This is a genomic window from Bordetella genomosp. 11, assembly GCF_002261215.1.
Lineage (GTDB): Bacteria > Pseudomonadota > Gammaproteobacteria > Burkholderiales > Burkholderiaceae_B > Bordetella_C.
Genome location: NZ_NEVS01000001.1, coordinates 1,387,464 through 1,406,332, shown reverse-complemented (window position 1 = coordinate 1,406,332; position 18,869 = coordinate 1,387,464). Strand labels below are relative to the sequence as shown.

The 18,869-nt window shown below is 64.6% G+C and carries 16 protein-coding genes and 1 tRNA gene; 12 read left to right on the top strand and 5 right to left on the bottom strand.

Features of this window, described 5'->3' with window-relative positions; genetic code table 11:
- Positions 1–25: 25 nt before the first annotated feature.
- From CAL28_RS06295 to CAL28_RS06285, 3 genes are all read right to left on the bottom strand, one after another.
- Entirely contained in the window at positions 26–1,270 is a 1,245-nt protein-coding gene (locus CAL28_RS06295; protein ID WP_094840481.1) for a type II toxin-antitoxin system HipA family toxin, read from the bottom strand.
- On the bottom strand, positions 1,267–1,644 hold the full coding sequence (locus tag CAL28_RS06290; protein ID WP_176463893.1) for an XRE family transcriptional regulator: 378 nt from the start codon (positions 1,642–1,644) through the stop codon (positions 1,267–1,269). The genes CAL28_RS06295 and CAL28_RS06290 overlap by 4 nt, the downstream gene beginning before the upstream one ends.
- 101 nt (positions 1,645–1,745) lie before the next feature.
- Complete coding sequence (locus tag CAL28_RS06285; protein WP_094840480.1) at positions 1,746–2,675, bottom strand: LysR family transcriptional regulator; 930 nt, start codon at positions 2,673–2,675, stop codon at positions 1,746–1,748.
- Positions 2,676–3,158: 483 nt separating this feature from the next.
- Here CAL28_RS06285 and urtA point away from each other — a divergent pair, with 483 nt between their 5' ends.
- The 5 genes from urtA to urtE all read left to right on the top strand — a co-directional run bounded on the left by urtA (position 3,159) and on the right by urtE (position 9,054).
- Positions 3,159–4,412 carry an urea ABC transporter substrate-binding protein gene (urtA, locus tag CAL28_RS06280; protein WP_094840670.1) on the top strand — a complete coding sequence of 418 codons (1,254 nt, stop codon included), beginning with the start codon at positions 3,159–3,161 and terminating at the stop codon, positions 4,410–4,412.
- 14 nt (positions 4,413–4,426) lie between these two features.
- On the top strand, positions 4,427–6,052 hold the full coding sequence (gene urtB / locus CAL28_RS06275) for an urea ABC transporter permease subunit UrtB (RefSeq protein ID WP_094840479.1): 1,626 nt from the start codon (positions 4,427–4,429) through the stop codon (positions 6,050–6,052).
- Between the two features lie 2 nt (positions 6,053–6,054).
- Positions 6,055–7,221 carry an urea ABC transporter permease subunit UrtC gene (urtC, locus tag CAL28_RS06270; RefSeq protein ID WP_440588365.1) on the top strand — a complete coding sequence of 389 codons (1,167 nt, stop codon included), beginning with the start codon at positions 6,055–6,057 and terminating at the stop codon, positions 7,219–7,221.
- A 44-nt stretch (positions 7,222–7,265) separates the two neighbouring features.
- Positions 7,266–8,078, top strand: a complete 813-nt coding sequence (gene urtD, locus CAL28_RS06265) for an urea ABC transporter ATP-binding protein UrtD (RefSeq protein WP_254926031.1) — start codon at positions 7,266–7,268, stop codon at positions 8,076–8,078.
- Positions 8,079–8,355: 277 nt separating this feature from the next.
- Positions 8,356–9,054: an urea ABC transporter ATP-binding subunit UrtE gene (gene urtE / locus CAL28_RS06260; protein WP_094840476.1), complete on the top strand. Its 699-nt coding sequence runs from the start codon at positions 8,356–8,358 to the stop codon at positions 9,052–9,054.
- Between the two features lie 38 nt (positions 9,055–9,092).
- On the opposite strand, the gene CAL28_RS06255 is transcribed toward urtE, so the two are convergent.
- Positions 9,093–10,151, bottom strand: a complete 1,059-nt coding sequence (locus CAL28_RS06255; protein ID WP_094840475.1) for a DUF481 domain-containing protein — start codon at positions 10,149–10,151, stop codon at positions 9,093–9,095.
- A gap of 347 nt (positions 10,152–10,498) precedes the next feature.
- Between CAL28_RS06255 and CAL28_RS06250 the strand changes: the two genes are divergently transcribed.
- A tRNA-Gly gene (locus CAL28_RS06250) sits at positions 10,499–10,574 on the top strand.
- 289 nt (positions 10,575–10,863) lie between these two features.
- On the opposite strand, the gene CAL28_RS06245 is transcribed toward CAL28_RS06250, so the two are convergent.
- Positions 10,864–11,481, bottom strand: a complete 618-nt coding sequence (locus CAL28_RS06245) for a glutathione S-transferase family protein (protein ID WP_094840474.1) — start codon at positions 11,479–11,481, stop codon at positions 10,864–10,866.
- Positions 11,482–11,576: 95 nt separating this feature from the next.
- Here CAL28_RS06245 and CAL28_RS06240 point away from each other — a divergent pair, with 95 nt between their 5' ends.
- The 6 genes from CAL28_RS06240 (at position 11,577) to CAL28_RS06215 (ending at position 18,847) form a co-directional block, all read left to right on the top strand.
- Positions 11,577–12,404, top strand: a complete 828-nt coding sequence (locus CAL28_RS06240) for an AraC family transcriptional regulator (protein WP_094840473.1) — start codon at positions 11,577–11,579, stop codon at positions 12,402–12,404.
- 276 nt (positions 12,405–12,680) lie between these two features.
- Positions 12,681–13,907 carry an alpha/beta hydrolase family protein gene (locus CAL28_RS06235; protein ID WP_094840472.1) on the top strand — a complete coding sequence of 409 codons (1,227 nt, stop codon included), beginning with the start codon at positions 12,681–12,683 and terminating at the stop codon, positions 13,905–13,907.
- Between the two features lie 100 nt (positions 13,908–14,007).
- Positions 14,008–15,258 carry an MFS transporter gene (locus tag CAL28_RS06230; protein ID WP_254926003.1) on the top strand — a complete coding sequence of 417 codons (1,251 nt, stop codon included), beginning with the start codon at positions 14,008–14,010 and terminating at the stop codon, positions 15,256–15,258.
- Positions 15,259–15,286: 28 nt separating this feature from the next.
- Positions 15,287–16,822, top strand: coding sequence for an LVIVD repeat-containing protein (locus CAL28_RS06225; RefSeq protein WP_094840470.1), 1,536 nt, complete (start codon positions 15,287–15,289; stop codon positions 16,820–16,822).
- Between the two features lie 10 nt (positions 16,823–16,832).
- Complete coding sequence (locus CAL28_RS06220) at positions 16,833–17,822, top strand: amidohydrolase family protein (protein WP_176463892.1); 990 nt, start codon at positions 16,833–16,835, stop codon at positions 17,820–17,822.
- 92 nt (positions 17,823–17,914) lie between these two features.
- Entirely contained in the window at positions 17,915–18,847 is a 933-nt protein-coding gene (locus tag CAL28_RS06215) for an IclR family transcriptional regulator (protein ID WP_176463891.1), read from the top strand.
- Positions 18,848–18,869: the final 22 nt, after the last annotated feature.

Genomic DNA, 18,869 nt, shown 5'->3' with positions numbered 1-18,869 from the left:
CCGGACGCGGCTGCGTGGAGGATGGTCAGGCAAATGCCCTGCGCTGATCCAAAAGAAATGGCCGATCGATCTGGGCGGCCAATGACTCGATGTCGGCGGCGCTCACGTGGGCGTGTGCGAAGTGCTGCTTCCATCCGGAAATGACTTTGCAAACCCGACGAACCTGCTTCCTGGCCTCGTCTTTGTCGAGGCCGAACAGTTCGCACTCGGATAAAGCGTTATCGAGCGTCGAGTCGCCCGCGGCCGCGCCGACTCGCATCTGCTGGAAGCCGAGGGCCTGTCCGGACGGCAGAACGTCGAAAGCGGGAGAGAGTTCGTATTCGCCACTCGGGGTCATCAACAGCACATGGTTTTTCTCATGATCGTCTGTGTTGTCCATCAGGATGTTGAACACCATACGCCGGAAAATCTCTTGCATCTGCGCCACGTTCCGATTGCCCGCGGTAACCCCGCGCCTGCGCAGCAGTTGGGCGAGTTCCGGATACCCCAGTTCCTGCCTGGCTGCCTTCAGCGCTACGTTGGCCGACAGGGCGTGCCTGCGCGTGCCGTTTTCCCGATCGAAACGCTTCACGGCGACTGCGTGCCCGTGGCGCACCTTCACCGCTTGCGTAGGCGCAACATGAATGGCGGCGTGTACGGCAAGCGTCATCGTGGCGTGCTCCACCAGCGACATATCATTGAGTTCGCCGGGCTCGTTGAATTTCAATACCCATTGATGACCCTGCAGGTTCAACAGCGCCTTCGGACGCGCGCCGCCCAAGGTGGTACCGGGCGTGATCAGGCGGCGCTTCTGCTCATCCACCGGTTCGCCGTTCATGACCTGGCGCACCAGTTGCTCCATCTCGGCGGCGTCCGCGAGCCTCGGCAATGGGCCGGTGGATCGTGCGATGTATTGGTCCGCGGAAACGGACACGCCCAGCGCACCGAAGCGCTCATCGCCCGCGTAGAACAGAAAGTCCAGCACCGAAAGACGGGGTGGCTTGTCCAAAAAGCGGATAAGGCGCTCGCCCCAGCGATCGGGGCGGGCATCGTCGACCGCACCCGCGGCAGTTTCCTTTTCCCTGGGAGAAAGTTCGGCGGCAATCAGGGGCAGGTCTTCGCTAAGAGGAAAACCCGACTTCAGCCAGGCTGGAGCGTAGGTCAGCGAGACGCCCTTCAAGGCGCGCACGATATGCAACTCACCGATCAGGCGCGGCGCCTCGGGGTTTGCAAGCCACCACAAGTAGAGCGCGTCCCCGGCCTGGTAATCCTTGATATCGAACTCGATCATGGTTCGGCGCCTTCGTCGTGATCGGATTGTCGTGCGACCTCGTACAGCACTGGCCGTTTGCGTATGGACCGGGCCTTGGCTGCGCGTACCGCATCCTCCAGGGCGCCTCGATCGTATTCGGGCGCCGCGAGCTCGACCAGCGCGTCGGATCGGCCGACGAGCCACAATGCCGTGGCGTAAACACCCATGGAAACGCTCGGATCGCCCTTCTCCATGCGCATGAGCGTAGGCTCGGAAACGCCGATGCGCTGGGCCCAGGACTTTAATGGCTCGCGACGGCGTTTACGGGCTATAGAGAGATTCTCACCGAGCAAGCGCAGGTCCGCCAGCACGCCGGGCGGCATGGAATTAAGAGCGGCAGATCGCTTTGGCATATTTACATTTTAGTAAATTGCCGAAAAAACACAATTATATGTTTGTTTAGAACGCCGGTCTGCCTATTCATCCATACCTGGATCCGTGGCGGCGAAAGGCTTCAGGCCCAATGCGTGGACGAGCGTGTCGTCACCACCAGCGGATCGTGCATCAGTATCGTGGCGAACTGGTGAACCAGCTCGGCCTGTGCCGGCACGCGCTTCATGACCAGGTGCAGCTCGCGGAACGCCCAATGATCGAGCAGGCTTACCGCGCCGACGCGCCCGTCGCGCAAGGCAGGCTCCGCCACGCTCATCGGCACCAGGGCCACGCCCACGCCGGCCGACACCAAATGCATCACCGCCGCGAAATCGTGCGCATACACGCGCGCCTTCACGGGCTTGCCGATTTCGACCGCACGCTCCAACAGGAACTGCGTATTGCTGCTGGCGAGGTCGCGGCAAACGAAATCGTTGTCCAGGATATCTTTCAGGCTCGCCCGCGAACGCTGCACCAGCGGATGCGCCGGTGGCGTGACGCATACCAGCCTGTCCATGGCATATAGCTCGCACACCAGGTCCGGGTCGTCGACCTGCCCCGCGAATACGCCGATATCGGCTTCGCCTTCCCGGATATAGCCGGCGATGTCTTCGCTGGCCATCTCCTGGATCTCGACATCGACGCGCGAATTGGCCGCGAGGAATCGCGCCACGCTGGGGATGATGAAACCATGCAAGGCGCTGCTATTGGCCAGCAGCCTTACCTTGCCGTGCAACTCCTGGGCGTGCGCGCCCACTTCTTCGTGCATGGCATGCAGGTTCGTGAACAGCACGTCCACATGTTTTGCCATGGCCTCGCCGGCCGGCGTCAGGGTCATTCCGCGCGGGCCCCGCACGAACAAAGGGCAGCCCGCGGTGTATTCGAGGCTTTTCAAGCGATAGCTAGCCAATGACGCCGTCATATTCAGCGTCGCCGCGCCCGCGGCCAGATTGCGGGCCTTGGCCACGGCCTTGAAAAGGCGCAGGTCCTTCAGGTCATAGGCGTAGGGCATCGGTTTCTCCTGACGCCGCCCGGCAAGGCGGGCGGTCCCGGTTTGCGGCATTCCCGTAGCGAGCCTGGCGCTGGCTGGCGGGATGCCCCTGTTTGGCTTGCCCCAGAACTGTATTGCACCACCCCGGCTCTTTGCACGCCCCGGCGACCCCTGCGGGTATCCCCCTTATGGGCGATACGCACCAGATTAATGCATCTACGCACCATCGGCGTGCTTCCAGGCGTCGGGGCCCGCTTCGACATGGTGCCGCCCCTTCGGCGGCACGGCCCGCGAGGACCGGCGCCACCCGGACCGGTTGATGACGGCCACGCCGCGTTCGCGGACGGCGGAGATCCGCCACCCGCGATCACAAATTGGCACAGGTTTTGCTTTTGGCCAGGATGCACCTGCGTCATCGCTCCGATGCGCATGTGGCCGCTGCACGAAGCCTTGCCATGCACTCCCGCCGGCGCCAGCCGGCTCATCGTTAAGGATCCCGACAACATGAACCGCAGACACGTACTCAAACAATTGACGGCCGCCAGTGTGATGGCAATGACGGGATGGCTGCCGGAGGCCCTGGCCGCCGAAGACACCATCAAGGTCGGCATCCTCCATTCGCTGTCCGGCACGATGGCGATTTCGGAGACCTCGCTGAAAGACGTCGCCCTGATGACGATCGAAGAGATCAACGCGGCCGGCGGCGTGATGGGCAAGAAGCTCGAGCCCGTCGTGGTCGACCCCGCCTCGAACTGGCCGCTCTTCGCCGAAAAGGCGCGCCAGCTGCTGTCGCAGGAAAAAGTCGCCGTGGTGTTCGGCTGCTGGACTTCCGTATCGCGCAAGTCCGTCCTGCCGGTTTTCAAGGAGCTGAACGGCCTGCTGTTCTATCCCGTCCAGTACGAAGGCGAAGAGCTCGAACACAATGTTTTCTACACCGGCGCGGCGCCCAACCAGCAGGCCATTCCCGCGGTGGAGTACCTGATGAGCGAAGACGGCGGCGGCGCCAAGCGCTTCGTGCTGCTCGGTACCGACTACGTTTATCCGCGCACCACCAACAAAATCCTGCGCGCCTTCCTGCATTCCAAAGGCATCAAGGACGACGCTATCCAGGAGGTCTACACGCCCTTCGGCCACTCGGACTACCAGACCATCGTCGCCAATATCAAGAAGTTCGCCACCGGCGGCAAGACCGCGGTTATCTCCACGATCAACGGCGATTCGAACGTGCCTTTCTATAAGGAATTGGGCAACGCGGGACTGAAGGCGACCGACGTGCCGGTCGTGGCGTTCTCGGTCGGAGAAGAGGAACTGCGCGGCGTCGATACCAAGCCGCTGGTCGGCCACCTGGCCGCCTGGAACTACTTCGAATCCATCAAGAATCCGGTCAACGCCGAGTTCATCAAGAAGTGGAAGGCCTACGCCAAGGCGAAGAACCTGCCCAATGCCGACACGGTCGTCACCAACGACCCGATGGAAGCCACCTACATCGGCATCCATATGTGGAAGCAGGCGGTCGAACAGGCCAAGACCACCGATGTGGCAAAGGTCATCGCGGCCGTGGGCGGCCAGAAGTTCAACGCGCCGGACGGCTACACCATCGAGATGGACAAGACCAACCATCACCTGCACAAGCCCGTGTACATCGGCGAAATCCGCGCCGACGGCCAGTTCAACGTGGTCTGGAAAAGCAAGGGACCGATCCGCGCGCAACCGTGGAGCCCCTACATCCCCGGCAACGAAGGCAAACAAGGTCTGTAAGGAACCGCATCGTCATGCGCATCGCGCTCATCGCAACCATTCTTCGCCGCCTGCTGGCCGCATGCCTGCTGGCCATGCCCATGGCGGCGGCGCTGGGCGCGGGGCTCGATGCCTCGCTGCTCGCGCCGCTGGCCGGCGACGACACCGACGCCAAGGTTCAGGCGATCCGCCAACTGGGCCAATCCACCGACCCCGCCGCCGCCGATGTCCTGGCGGCGATGGGCTCGGACCGGCTCTACGCCACCGCCGACGGCCGCGTGCTGATCGACACCGGCAAGGGCGCGCTCGACCCGGCTACCGGGCAGAGCCAGCCCATGCCGGCGGATGCGGGCTCCGTCATGATCAATAACCGCCTGCGTCGCGCGATCGATGGGGCGCTGGCGGAATCGCGCCTGCACGCCGCCGATCCCGCGCAGCGCCTGGCCGCCGCCCAGCGCCTGCAGCAAACGTCGCAGGCCGCCGTCCTGCCGCTGATCGTTGCCGCGTTGGACAAGGAGAAGGACCCGCAGGTGCGTAGCGCGCTGGAGATCGCGCAGGCCAATCTCGAATTGAAAAGTCCGGACGCCAACGTGCGGCGCCACGCCGTCGAGATCCTGGGACGCAGCCTGAACACCGGTTTCATTCCGGTGCTGACCGCGATGGCCGGACGCGACGCGCAAGGCAACTACGCGGAACCGGACGCCGGCGTGCGCGATGCGGCCGCGGCCGCCCTGCGCGCCATCGACCGCCACCTTGCCGCCATCGAATGGGCCGGCAATCTTTTCTACGGCATCAGCCTGGGCAGCGTGCTGTTGCTGGCCGCGCTGGGCCTGGCCATTACCTTCGGCCTGATGGGCGTCATCAACATGGCCCACGGCGAACTGCTGATGATCGGCGCCTACGCCACCTTTGCCGTGCAGGCCGCCTTCCGCGCCTGGGCGCCCGCCTGGCTGGATTGGTACGTGATCGCCGCCCTGCCCGTCGCCTTTGTCGTGACGGCGCTGGTGGGCATGGCGCTGGAACGCACGGTCATCCGCTGGCTATATGGCCGCCCCCTGGAAACGCTGCTGGCGACCTGGGGCATCAGCCTGATCCTGATGCAGCTGGTGCGTTCGCTGTTCGGCGCGCAGAACGTCGAGGTCAGCAATCCCGGCTGGATGAGCGGCGGCGTCACCGTCATGGGCGGGCTGGTGCTGACCTACAACCGCCTGGTCATTGTCGTGTTCTCGCTGCTGGTTCTCTTCTTCGTGTGGCTGCTGCTGAACCACACCCGGCTGGGCCTGTTCGTGCGCGCCATCACGCAGAACCGCCGCATGGCCGACTGCGTCGGGGTGCCCACCGGCCGCATCGATATGCTGGCCTTCGGCCTGGGCTCGGGCATTGCCGGATTGGCGGGCGTCGCCCTGTCCCAGCTGGGCAATGTGGGACCCGACCTGGGCCGCGGCTACATCGTCGATTCCTTCATGGTCGTCGTGCTGGGCGGCGTCGGCCAGCTCGCCGGCACCGTCATCGCCGCCCTGGGCCTGGGCGGACTGAACAAGATCATGGAGCCCTACGCGGGCGCCGTACTGGCCAAGATCGCCATCCTGGTACTGATCGTGCTGTTCGTGCAAAAACGCCCGCAGGGCCTGTTCGCCCCGCGCGGTCGGAGCGTCGAATGAAGATGTCGCCTTCCATGGACCTGGCCGCGATGGCGCGGCCTCCCCTGTATTCCCGTCGCGCCTGGCTGGCCCTGGCGCTGGCCGCGCTGATCCTGGCCCTGCCGCCCCTGCTGAACCTGGCCTTTCCGCCGGGCAGCCCGCTGCACATGTCCTCCTATGTGGTGGCGCTGCTGGGCAAATTCATGTGCTATGCGCTGGCGGCCCTGGCCCTGGACCTGGTCTGGGGCTACGCGGGCATCCTGTCGCTGGGCCACGGCCTGTTCTTCGCGCTGGGCGGCTATGCGCACGGCATGTACCTGATGCGCGCCATCGGCCACGACGGCGTATACAAGAGCGACCTGCCCGACTTCATGGTGTTCCTGAACTGGAAGTCCTATCCCTGGTATTGGTCCTTCACCGAGCATTTCTGGTATGCGGCGCTGCTGGTGGTGCTGGTACCCGGCGTGTTGGCCTTCGTGTTCGGCTACTTCGCCTTCCGCTCCCGTATCAAGGGTGTGTACTTCTCCATCATTACCCAGGCCCTGACCTTCGCGGCGATGCTGCTGTTCTTCCGCAACGACACCGGCTTCGGCGGCAATAACGGCTTCACGGATTTCAAGCGCATCCTCGGCTTCGACATCACCTCGGCCGGCACGCGCGCGGGCCTGTACTGGATCACCCTGCTGGTCCTGGCCGGTTGCCTGGTGGTGGCGCGGGCCGTCACGCAATCCAAGCTGGGCCGGGTATTGACCGCCGTGCGCGACTCGGAAAACCGCCTGCGCTTCCTGGGCTACGAACCGCTCGGATTCAAGCTTTTCGTGTGGACGCTGTCGGCCGTCATGTGCGGCATCGCGGGTGCGCTCTATGTGCCGCAGGTCGGCATCATCAACCCGGGCGAAATGTCCACCGAGAACTCCATCGAGATGGTCATCTGGGTCGCTACCGGCGGGCGCGGCACGCTGATCGGCCCCATTCTGGGCGCCGGCGTGGTCAACGGATTGAAGACCTGGTTCACCAGCGTGTTTCCCGAGTTCTGGCTGTACGCGCTGGGCCTGATCTTCGTGCTGGTGACGCTGTTCCTGCCGCAAGGCATCGTCGGCCTGGTGCGGCGACTGGCGGCGGCCCGCGGGACGAAACGCGCGACCCCCGCCGACGAGGCGCCCGACGGCGACAGGAGGGTTACCGAATGAACGCTGCAACACCGGATCGCGGCCTCGCGGCCGACGCCGCCACGATGGACAACGACGGCGCCGGCGGCACCGCCAGCTACGGCCGCGTCAATCCCAAAGAGGTCGATACCGCCCACGGCGCCATCCTTTACCTGGACGGCATCACCGTCAGCTTCGACGGCTTCAAGGCGTTGAACAACCTGACGCTGGACATCAGCGTGGGCGAGCTGCGTTGCATCATCGGTCCCAACGGGGCGGGCAAGACCACGATGATGGACGTGATCACCGGCAAGACGCGCCCGACCTCGGGATCCGCCTACTTCGGCCAGAACATCGACCTGACGGCCTTGAACGAGGCGCAGATCGCGCATGCCGGCATCGGCCGCAAGTTCCAGCGGCCGACGGTATTCGAGAACCATACCGTGTTCGAGAACCTGGAACTGGCGATGAAGACCGACAAGCGCGTACGGCCCACGCTGTTCGCCCGCCTGGACAGCGCGCAGGCCGACCGCATCGCCGAAACGCTGGCCCTGATCCGGCTGTCGGCGCAGGCATACCGGCCCGCCGGGCTGCTGTCGCATGGCCAGAAGCAATGGCTGGAGATCGGCATGCTGCTGATGCAGGAGCCGCGCCTGCTGCTGCTGGACGAGCCGGTGGCAGGCATGACGGACGCGGAGACGGAACGCACCGGCGAACTGCTGAACGAACTGCGCGGCCACCATTCGCTGATGGTGGTGGAGCACGACATGGACTTCGTCACCCGCATCGCCGGCGGCGGCAAGGTCACCGTGCTGCACGAAGGCTCGGTGCTGGCCGAAGGCACCATGACGGACGTGCAGTCCGATCCGCGCGTCATCGAAGTCTATCTGGGCCGCTGACCGATGAAACCCACCCCGAAGAGGCCCACCCCCGAAGCGCTGCGCGCTTCCCCCTCAAGGGGGCGACGCCAGAGGACCGGCGGAGCCGGATCCTCGGCGTCCCCGGTCGGCTGCACCTGTTTCTTGCGTGGGGAGAGGCCCCACCCCCAAGCGCTGCGCGCTTCCCCCTCGAGGGGGCGACGCTGGAGGACCGGCGGAGCCGGATCCTCGGCGTCCCCTATCTGGGATACCGGTTTTATGCGGTTCAGGTTGCGTGTAGCGCCAATGGATAACTGACATGCTCGATGTACAAGCCATCAACCAATATTACGGCGGCAGCCACACGCTGCGCGGCGTCTCGCTGGACGTGAAGCAGGGCGAATGCCTGGCGCTGCTCGGACGCAACGGCGTGGGCAAGACCACGCTGCTGAAATGCCTGATGGGCGTGCTGCCGCTGGCCAGCGGCAAGGTGCTGTTCGACGGCCAGGATATCTCGCGGATGCCGCCGCACCGGCGCGCGGCGATGGGCATGGCCTACGTGCCGCAGGGACGCGATATCTTCGCCCGTTTGACCGTGGAGGAAAACATCGTGATGGGCATGGCGGCGTTTCCGGGATCGAAGGCGCGGCGCATCAAGGACGAGATCTACGAACTGTTCCCCGTCCTGAAGACCATGCTGGCGCGCCGCGGCGGCGACCTGTCCGGCGGCCAGCAGCAACAACTGGCGATCGCCCGCGCGCTGGTGGCCGAACCGCGCCTGATCATTTTCGACGAGCCGACCGAAGGCATCCAGCCATCGATCATCAAGGACATCGGCCGCGTCATCCGCCTGCTGCGCGAACGCGGCAACATCGGCATTCTGCTCTGCGAACAGTACTTCGACTTCGCCCATGAACTGGCCGACCGCTTCGTCGTCATGTCGCGCGGCGAAGTCGTGGCCCGCGGCGAACAGGCGGCCATGGGCGACGCGGAGGTGCGGCGGCACCTGTCGGTCTAGGGCCGCGCGCGGCGCCGCAGGCCGGATGCGCCGCGTGCTTACCAGCTCACCCCCAGCCCGGTCCCATAAGTCGATTCGGTCATGCTTTGGCGCGTGCCGCTGACCTGGTCGCGCGCGTATTTCACGTACAGGGACAGCGTCTTGTTGATGTTGTAGCGCAGCCCGACCTCGCCGTTCATTCCGAATCCGGCGGCCCCCAGGGCCCGATAGACCTCGCCCATCGTGTACACCTGGAACTGCTTGCCGCTCAGGTAGCGCGAATAGTTCCATCGCAGGCCGGCCGCGTAGAAGCCTTCGTTGCCGCCGTCGCTGTAGCCGTATTCCATGCGCCCCGCCAGGGCGGACAGCGAGAACGCGCCCAGCTCGTCGTCCCAGAACTGGTAGCCGGGGCCGGTGCCGTAGGCGGTCTGTCGGCTGACGTCTTCGACGAAGTCGCGCTTGTAGCGCAGACGTCCCTGCCAGAAGGCCTTGGCGCTGAAAAAGCGGTCCAGCGTGTAGTCGCCGCCGTAGTTGTCGGCGCCGATGTCGTCGCCATCCTTGCTGCGGTGGTAGCCGGCGGTCAGGATGTTGCGCCACAGGCCCCGCCGCGCATCCACGGAAAAGTCGGCCGCATAGTCCTGGGAATTCACGGAGGCCGTCTTCTGGTTCACGGAAAGGTCCAGCTTGCCCTTGACCGCCGTTTCACCCCAAAGGGGTTTGGGCGCGGTCATGCTGTCCAGCGACGACAAGGCCAGATCGGTCTTCACATCGTTTTCGCCATCGGGGCTGCGCTCCACGCCGTCAACCACGACCTTGCCGGTATCGGCACGCACCAGCTTGGCGTAATAGTCGTGCTGCAGCGTCTTGTCGCGGATGACCAGCTCTTTGTCGCTCTGCAGGGTCTTTACGTGCTTGAACTGCAGGCGCACATCGCCGCCATAAGGCGTATTCACCAGCAGGATGCCGTTGTCCAGGGAGAGTATGTCGCCCGTTATGCGGTCGCCGTTGTCCATCCAGACCGTGCCCGCCTGGGCGCAGGCGGCGAACAGGGCCAACCATGAGAGCAGGAAAAATCGGTGGATACGGCGATGCGCCGCCGTGCAAGCGTGTTTCGGCATGGGCGTGAAGGAAGGAGTTGACCAGGAGCGGCGAGCCGCGCGCCGGCTTCGCCATCGACCGAGTACTCATCCTAGAGATTTCACGCGAATGGATGTAACGATAGGCTGAGCAGGTAAGCGGGCGTAGCGCGACGGACGAGCATCCCCAGGCGCGCCGGTGGGACCTGATGCGTCTTGTAGCGACACCGCCGCTACGCTGAGCGGCCCGCGTCCTCCCCGCCCCGGCCGGACGAAAGCGTGCATTTTGGTTTCATGTATAATCTCGTTCCTGCTGACGACCGCGGCCTAGTGCCGCGGTAAAAATTTGGCCCAGGCGAATCGCGCCGATGCCAACGTCGTGCGGCAACGCGGGAATAGCTCAGTTGGTAGAGCGCAACCTTGCCAAGGTTGAGGTCGCGAGTTCGAGACTCGTTTCCCGCTCCAGAATTCAGTTGCCTGGGCATCGTTCCAGGCAAGGCAAAAAGGAGCTCCGGCTCCTTTTTTCGTTTCCGCGGCCGTCCATCCGCTGTCCGGCTGGAACGTATCTCCGGACACGTCCGCCCTTCTGCAACACACCGCGATACCGCGGCCTGGGCGGCACGCGTGAGGCGGCTGGCAAGCAAACACAGCAATCCTTCGCGGGCGTGCCGGCGAGCGGCGGCCTGAAGGCAACCGCAACGGCCGATATTGCCCAATTCGACCACCGCCGCGAAAAATGCCCGGCCGCGCCGCTTCAGGATGCTATTTCGGCGTCGAGCGCCATGGCGCGCTGGACCGCGGGCCGGGCGCGGAAACGCTCCACGTAGGCCTGTACCGGCGCTGACGCCGGTATCAGCTTGAATGCGAGTATCCAGCCAAGGGCGCTGGCCCACAGGACATCGGCCGCCGTATAGCGGTCTCCCAACAGCCAGGGACCGCGCTCCAATTGCCTCTCGATGAGGCGAACGACCATCTCGTAGCTGCCATAGGGACAACTGGACGCCGCTCCCGGCTCGCGATCCATGGATTTATCGATCATCGCCGGCTCGAAGCATGAACCGTAGAACACCATCCAGCGCAGATAAGGCCCACGCAAGGGGTCGCCGATGGCGGGCGACAGGCCGCGCTCGGGATACAACTCGGCCAGGTACATGAACACGGCGGCCTGCTCCGTGACGACCACGTCGCCATGGCGCACCGCCGGCACCTTGCCCATGGGGTTCAACGCCAGGAATTCGGGCGTGCGCTGCTGTCCCTTCTTCAGGTCCAGCAGGTGGATCTGGTAATCGGCCTGCAACTCCTCCAGCAGCATGCGCGTGCCGGCCGAACGGCTCTGGGGCCAATGGAAAAACGTGATGTGTTCTGGATGCATACGGGACTCCTCGGCGAAACGAACGGATCGGGTCTATAAAATGGCTGGACCGCCGTTATAGTGCGGCGGCCCTTTCCAGTATTGGAAAAACACGCATGAGCCAGCCTCCTCCCCGGGTCGCCGAGCGACCCAAGGGCGTCGTCGACCCCGCCCTCGCGCGCCGCATGTTCCGGCTGGAACGCTACCTGCCTTCACCCGCGTTGAGCCCGCACCTGGACCATTTCTGGCTGGTGGAGTGGGATCTGCGCGGCAAGCCGGACTACACGCAGCGCACGTTGCCCTACCCCTGCGTCAACCTGGTCTTCGATGCCGGCCGCACGGCGATCTTCGGCGTCATGCGCGGCGCGTTCGATTACACCTTGACCGGAGCCGGGTGCGTGCTTGGCCTGCGCTTTCGCCCAGGCGCATTCCGTGCGCTGCTCAAGCGCCCGCTGCATACGATCACGGATCGCATCGTGCCGCTGAGCGAAGTCTTCGGCGTGGATGCCGTTGCGGCCGAACGACAGGTGCTGGGCGCCGGGGACGATGCGACCATGATCGCGGCGGCGGAGGCATTTCTCGCACCGCATGCGACGGCCGGCGATCCCAAGGTCGATGAACTGGGCGGCATCCTGGCAGCGATCGAGGGCAATCCGCTGCTGAACCGCGTCGAGCAATTGGCCGGGCACACCGGGCTGGGCATGCGCACGCTCCAGCAACTGTTTTCCAACTATGTCGGCGTCAGTCCGAAGTGGGTGATCCGGCGCTATCGGCTGCATGAAGCCGCCGATCGTCTCGCCAATGGCGCCGCCGTGGACCTGGCGGACCTGGCGCACGCATTGGGCTATTACGATCAGGCGCATTTCACGCGGGACTTCCAGAAGCTGGTGGGCAGGCCGCCACAGGCGTACCGGGAAGCGCAACCGCCGACTACCCCCCGGTAGACACCTCCCGCTATTCCAAGGCCTGATAGGCCACGGTACTGCCGCGGTTGCGCGGAGTTCGCCTTCCGGCACGCCCGGGCGCTCCGCCCCCCCCGGGCCTATGGTTTTCCCCAGAAATTATTGCTATGTGGGAAAACCCCGGAATCCCGTTTGACCGTCTTTTCGGCCCGCGCCTAGGATGCATTCACAGCAGACGAATGGCTGACGGCCGTCCAGGCATGCACATGCGGACAGGCCAGCCTCCTTCCCAAACTATCCAAGTCCCGGAGCCGGCACATGGCGGAAGCGCTTCTGATCGACCAGGTCACGGATGTGACGCATGGCATGTACCAACCTTACGGCTGGCATCACTGGCCGGCCTTCCCCTGGATGAGCTATCAATTCCGCCGCGCCCTGGGCGAAACCCAGGAGGGCGGCGGCGCGGTGTCCGAATGCTTCCTCGCCGCCAGCCGCATGATTCCCGGGGACCGGGAAAGCTGGCACCGGGAATGGAAACGCATCGCGGATTTCAACCAGGCTCGCGGTGACGAGGCGGCCGGCAAGGGACACATCCGCACCGCGATGAACTGCTGGCTGCGCGCCGCCAATTACTATCGCCACACCGAATTCTGGCTCGACTACTCGGACCCGCGCCGGCTCGTCGCCTTCACCGACATGGAGGCATGCTCGCGCAAGTTCATCGAGAACCTCAACCCCGCCGGCGAGGTACTGCAGATTCCCTACGAAAACGGCAAGTCGCTGTACGCCTATTTCGTGCGCGCGCCGTTCGACAACGGCAGGCAGCCCGTCCTGATCTGCATGGGCGGGTTGGACTCGATCAAGGACGAGATGTGGTTCATGCAGGCGCACGGCGCCCTGCAGCGGGGCATTTCCGTTCTCATGATCGACGGCCCCGGCCAGGGCGGCACGCTGCGCCGCCACAAGATCCCCACCCGGCCGGACTACGAAGTGCCGATCGGCAAGTGCATCGACTATCTGCTGACACGCCAGGATATCGACCCCGCCCGGATCGCCGTCTGCGGATCCTCCCTGGGTGGGTACTACGCCGCGCGCGCCGGCTGCTACGAACCGCGCCTGGCCGCGGCGATCTCGCACGGCGCGATCTGGTCGATATCGGAACTGTGGGCCAACGCCGGGGAAGACCATGGCCTTGCCGATCACATCAAGACCGTGTTCGGTGCCGGCTCGATGAAAGAGGCGCTGGAAAAAGCCCGGCCATTCACGCTCGAAGGCCATCTCGATCATATGCGGTGCCCCTATCTGATCGTGCACGGCGGCCACGACGTCCTGGGTGTGGCCTCGGCGCGCAAGGTCGCCGATTACGCGCAGTCCAAGGGCGTCGATGTGACGCTGCGTTTCGTGACGGAAGACGAGACCGGCGCGGACCACTGCCAGCACGACAATCCGACCATCGGGCAGGAACTGATGATCGACTGGCTCGCCGACGTTTTCGGCATCGACGAGCGCGAGCTTCGCAAGACCGGGATGAATCCACTGATCTGAGGGCGCCGACGTGAAGCCCGTCATCGGGCGCGCGACAGTCGATCGGCTCACCACGGCGCGGACACCGCGCCGAAGCTCCGCTTCCAAGGGGAAAACCATCGTGCAAAACCGCCACGCCGCCCTGGCAATGTTCATTATCCTGCTTGTGTCCTACGTGCTGAACGCCGTTGACCGGACCTTGTTCTCGGTCCTGGCGATCGAAGTGCGCACCGCGATGAATCTGTCGTTGCCGCAAGTCGGCCTCGCTTCGACCGTATTCACGCTGGGCATGGGCCTGGCCGCGATCCCGACCGGCTACCTGCTAAGCATCCGCACGCGCAAATCGGTCGTGTTATTGGGCCTATTGGTCTTTTCCGTGGCAACGCTGCTGACCGCTTACGCGCAGGGCCTGCCGGATCTTCTGATCTACCGCTTCGTATCCGGCCTGGGCGAAGCCATGCAGGCGACGGCGATCATCGCCATCGGCGCCAGCTATTTCCACAAGAACCGCGCGCTGGTGACAGGCTCGGTGTCGTTCGCCTACGGCATCGGCGCCTTCCTGGGCCCCACGACCACCGCCGCGCTCTTGAACGCGTTCGATTGGAAGAAGCCGTTCGTGGTCTTCGGCCTGGTGGGCGCGGTGGCAATGGTACTTGTCTGGCTGTGGATCAAGCCCTGGTTCAGCGAAAGCCGGGACAACGAAGCGGCGGCGAACGGCGCGGGCACTGCCGGCGCGCGACTGGGAAATGAAACGATCTGGAACCCGACGTCCGTCACGTTGGGCATCGCATCGATCTGCGCCGGCGTAGCGGTCTACGGCTTCTCCGGCCTATACCCGACCTACCTGCGCAATGAACTCGGCTTCACGCCGGCGCAGGCCGCCTACGTAATGAGCGCCATCGGCATCGGTGGTTTCGCCGCCCCGCTCAGCGGTTGGCTGGGCGATCGTCTCGGCTATCACAAGGTGCTTTTCCTGGCGCTTCCGCTCGTGGCGCTGGCGGGCGGGATCTCCTTCACGGAGCTGAACCGGTCGGTCTTCCTGCATGCCCTGGCCGCCGGTGTCTTCGGCGTGTCGGTCCTTAGCCTGCTGTACTCGAACCTGTCCGCCATCATCATCGAATCGATGAGCCCCGCCAAGACCGCGCAGGGCTCCGGCCTGTTCATCGCCAGCTACTACATTCCCGCGGCGTTCGCGGGCTACCTGCTGGCGGAACTGAAGGAACTTCTGGGCTGGACAGTCGCCGGCATTGTGCAGACATCCGGCTTTGCCATCCTTTCCATGATCCTGATTCTGATCGCGACAACGATGCGCCGCAAAGCCGCGCTGTCGCCCCCGGATGTCGATCTCGGCGCCCACAGGCTCAAGGCCTAGGCAGCCCTTCACCCAAAGGAGTCCCGCAATGGCAGGAAACAACGCGCACACGCCGTCCACCGCATCCCCGGACGAGGCCGGAAAAATCGTCGGGGTCATGCCCGGAGGCGGCACGGTGCCGCTACGGCTGCCCGCCGGTGCCTTGGACTATCTCGACCGCAACCAGTACATCTCGAATATGGAGGTCATCGACTTTTTCCCGTCGATCAAGCTGACGATCTTCGGGGATGAGCATTCCTGCATGTGGGCGAAGGGCTCGCGCCGCCTCATCGCCTTCCAGGGCGGTTGGGTGGATATCACGGATCCCAGGCGGGCGACGGTGATTCCCGAACCGGACCTCGCCACGTTCCAAAGCTGCGTGTACAACACCAAGCTGCGGAAATGGATCCGCGTCGTCGCGCACCAGATGCCGCTGACGCCGGGGACGATGCAGTACCCGCGCGGCAAATATCACGAGGAATACGCGAAGAAGGCGATCGGCGATCCCGGCTTTCGCGGCATCAAGACGTACGACGTCACCAACCCCGAGAAGCCGGTGCTGCTGAATGAATTCGAAACCGGGAAAACCGGCCACGGGGTGCACCTGCCCTTCTATGACGGCGGCCGGTATGCCTATCTGGCCTGCGGCTGGGACGACCAGCTGCGCATGGAAAGCACGGAACGCGTCTACAGCAACGGCCTGATGATCGTCGATATGTCCGATCCCGCCAATGTGAAAGAGGTTTCTCGCTGGTGGGCGCCGGGCCAGATGCTGGACGAGGAAGCCTACTATCGCGCGACCTATCCCTTTGCCGGCGATCAATGCTCGTGGACCTGCAACCGCACGCCATGCATCGTACCCGTCAGGGTCGAAGACGGAGGCACGGTCGGCTATGGCGGATGGGGCCATTTCGGCATGTATGTCCACGACCTGTCCGACATCCGCAACCCCAAGGTGTATGGCAAGGTGACGCATCCGCTCGAGGCCATCGGCGGGATTCCTTACCATCATGTAGTGCCCGTGACCGCCGACCCGCAGCGCTATCCGCAGTTGCAGAACCTGGTTATCGCGATACCCGAAGCCCTGGAATCCGACTGCCGCGAGCCGTTTCACACGAGCTACGTCGTGGACGTCAAAGACCCGGCGAACCCGCGCATCGTCGGCCTCTTCCCCCGTCCGCTGCCGCACCCGGACGCGCCCTACAAGGACTTCGCCATGGCGCGGGGCCGGTTCAGCTCGCGCGTCATGCAGCACTGGATCGCCCCGGGACAATCCCGCCCCGATATCGTCGCACTGTCATATCTGAATGCCGGGCTGCGCGTCTTCGATATTTCGGATCCGACCGCACCGAAAGAGGTGGCCTACTTCGTTCCGCCGCGCGACGGCGATATCGACGACTACATGAGCTGGCGCCGCGGCACGTCGGAAGCCGTCTTCATCGAATGGGACCGCAAACTGATCTGGCTATCCACGCATGCGGGCCTCTATTGCCTGTCCGCGCCGTTCCTGGGCACACCGGTGCTGGAGCCCATGGCCGTCAGCGCATGGTCGGTCCCGCACGTCAACGCCGGCTGGGAAGGATAAGGCCATCCTTATGCTGATCGATATCCATAGCCACGTCATTCCCGACCGCATCGTCGCGGCAATGGCGGCCGACCCCGACCGGTTCCAGGCCCGGATCGCCGGGGAAGGCGCCGCGCGCAAGGTCATACACGACCAGGGCTACGTCTACCCGCTGTTCGATGAATTCCATAAGGTGGATGCCAAGATCGAGGCCATGGACCGCAAAGGCGTCGATATTTCCGTCATCTCGCCGGCGCCGCCGATGTTCTATTACTGGGCCGACGCCGACCTGGCGCTCGAGGTCGCCGGCCTGGTCAACGACGGCGTCGCCGACATGGTCGGCGACAAGCCGGAACGGCTGCGCGGCATGGCAACCGTTCCGATGCAACATCCCGATGCCGCGGTCGCCGAATTGGAACGCGTGGTGCGGGAGTACGGCTTCAAGGCGGTGGAGATCGGCACTTCCATCGAGGGCGCGCAGCTATCCGAAGAACGCTTTCGCCCCTTGCTGCGACGCGCCTCCGAACTGGGCGTCTTCGTGTTCGCGCACCCCTATTACGTCGGCGCCAAGAGCGGCCTCGAAAGCTTTTACCTCACCAATCTGATCGGCAACCCGCTCGACACCACGGTCATGATCGCGAACCTTATGTTTTCGGGCCGGCTGGACGAACTGCCGGACCTGAAGATCGTACTGGCGCACGGTGGCGGTTTTGTTCCGTACCAGATCGGACGGCTGGTGCACGGACACGCGGTACGCAGCGAGACGCATGGGATCAGCAAGTCCTCGCCGAAGGAACTGCTCAAACGCATCTATTTCGACAGCCTTGTTTTCGAGCCGCAGGCGCTGCGTTATCTTATCGATCTCGTCGGTGCCGACCAGATCTGCATCGGCACGGATGCGCCCTTCGATATGGCCGACGACCGTCCCCAGGCTACCCTCGATGCGGTCCCCCGCATCACCGCCACGGAGCGACAGTGCGTCTGCTGTCGCACGGCGCTGAAGCTGCTTCGCGAGGGCTGAGTCCATCAAGGAACCCCTGCCGGAGAACGAAAGTCCAATGGCATACCGGCGATGGCGCGCAAGCCATTAACGGACGGACGAGGAAGAGAATCGTGACCAACGCCACATCGACGTCACAGACGGTCGGCAGGGCCATCCAGCTGATCCGCCTGGTTGCATCCAGCAAATCGCACAACTTGCGCCTGGTCGATATCGCCGAAATGGCTTCGCTGGATAAATCCACCGCGCATCGCCTGTTGCAGCGCCTGGTGCAGGAACGCATGCTGGCGCGCGATCCCGGCCGAAGGGGGTACAGGCTGGGCCCCCTGCTTCACGAACTGGGCCTCGGGGCGCTACCGGAGACCAACGTAGAGGAAGCCGCGGAGCCAGCGCTGCGGATGCTGGCCCGGACGACGGGGGACATGGCATTCCTGAGCGGCCGCAGCGGGCTTGAGATCGTCTGCCTGAGACGGATCGCCGGCCACTTCGAAATCCAGACCTTGGCGCGTAACGTGGGCGACCGGCATCCGCTGGGCATCGGCGCCGCCGGTCTCGCCATCCTGGCCGCGATGAACGATCGCGACGCGGATGCCACGATCCAGGCCATTGCCCCCCAGCTCGGGCGCTACAAGCTGACGGAAGAGGTATTGCGCGAACGGCTGTCCCAGACCCGCCGGCGCGGTTACGCGCTGGACGAGGGCAGCGCGGCGCTCGACATCGTCGCGCTCGGCAGAGCCGTGCGCAACCGCGGCGGCGTGCCCAGCGCGGCCGTGTTCGTGGCCTCCATCAGCGGCCGCATGACCGAGGCGCGGCAGCGCCTGATCGACAAACACGTCGCGGATTGCGTGGACGCCATCGAGGCGACCCTATGGCGCTGCGGCCATCCCGCGTCCCACGCGCTTCGCGGTCAGGCCACCTGCGCCGACGACCGTGCCACGGACGATCCCGCCGTCACGCAGTCATCGAGCCTGTTGGCGACGGGCACATCGGATCGCTCCCTATCCGCAGGACCCGGACGACCGAGACTGACGCTTCCCGGGCGATAGGACTGGCGCCCCCGTTCCGGCC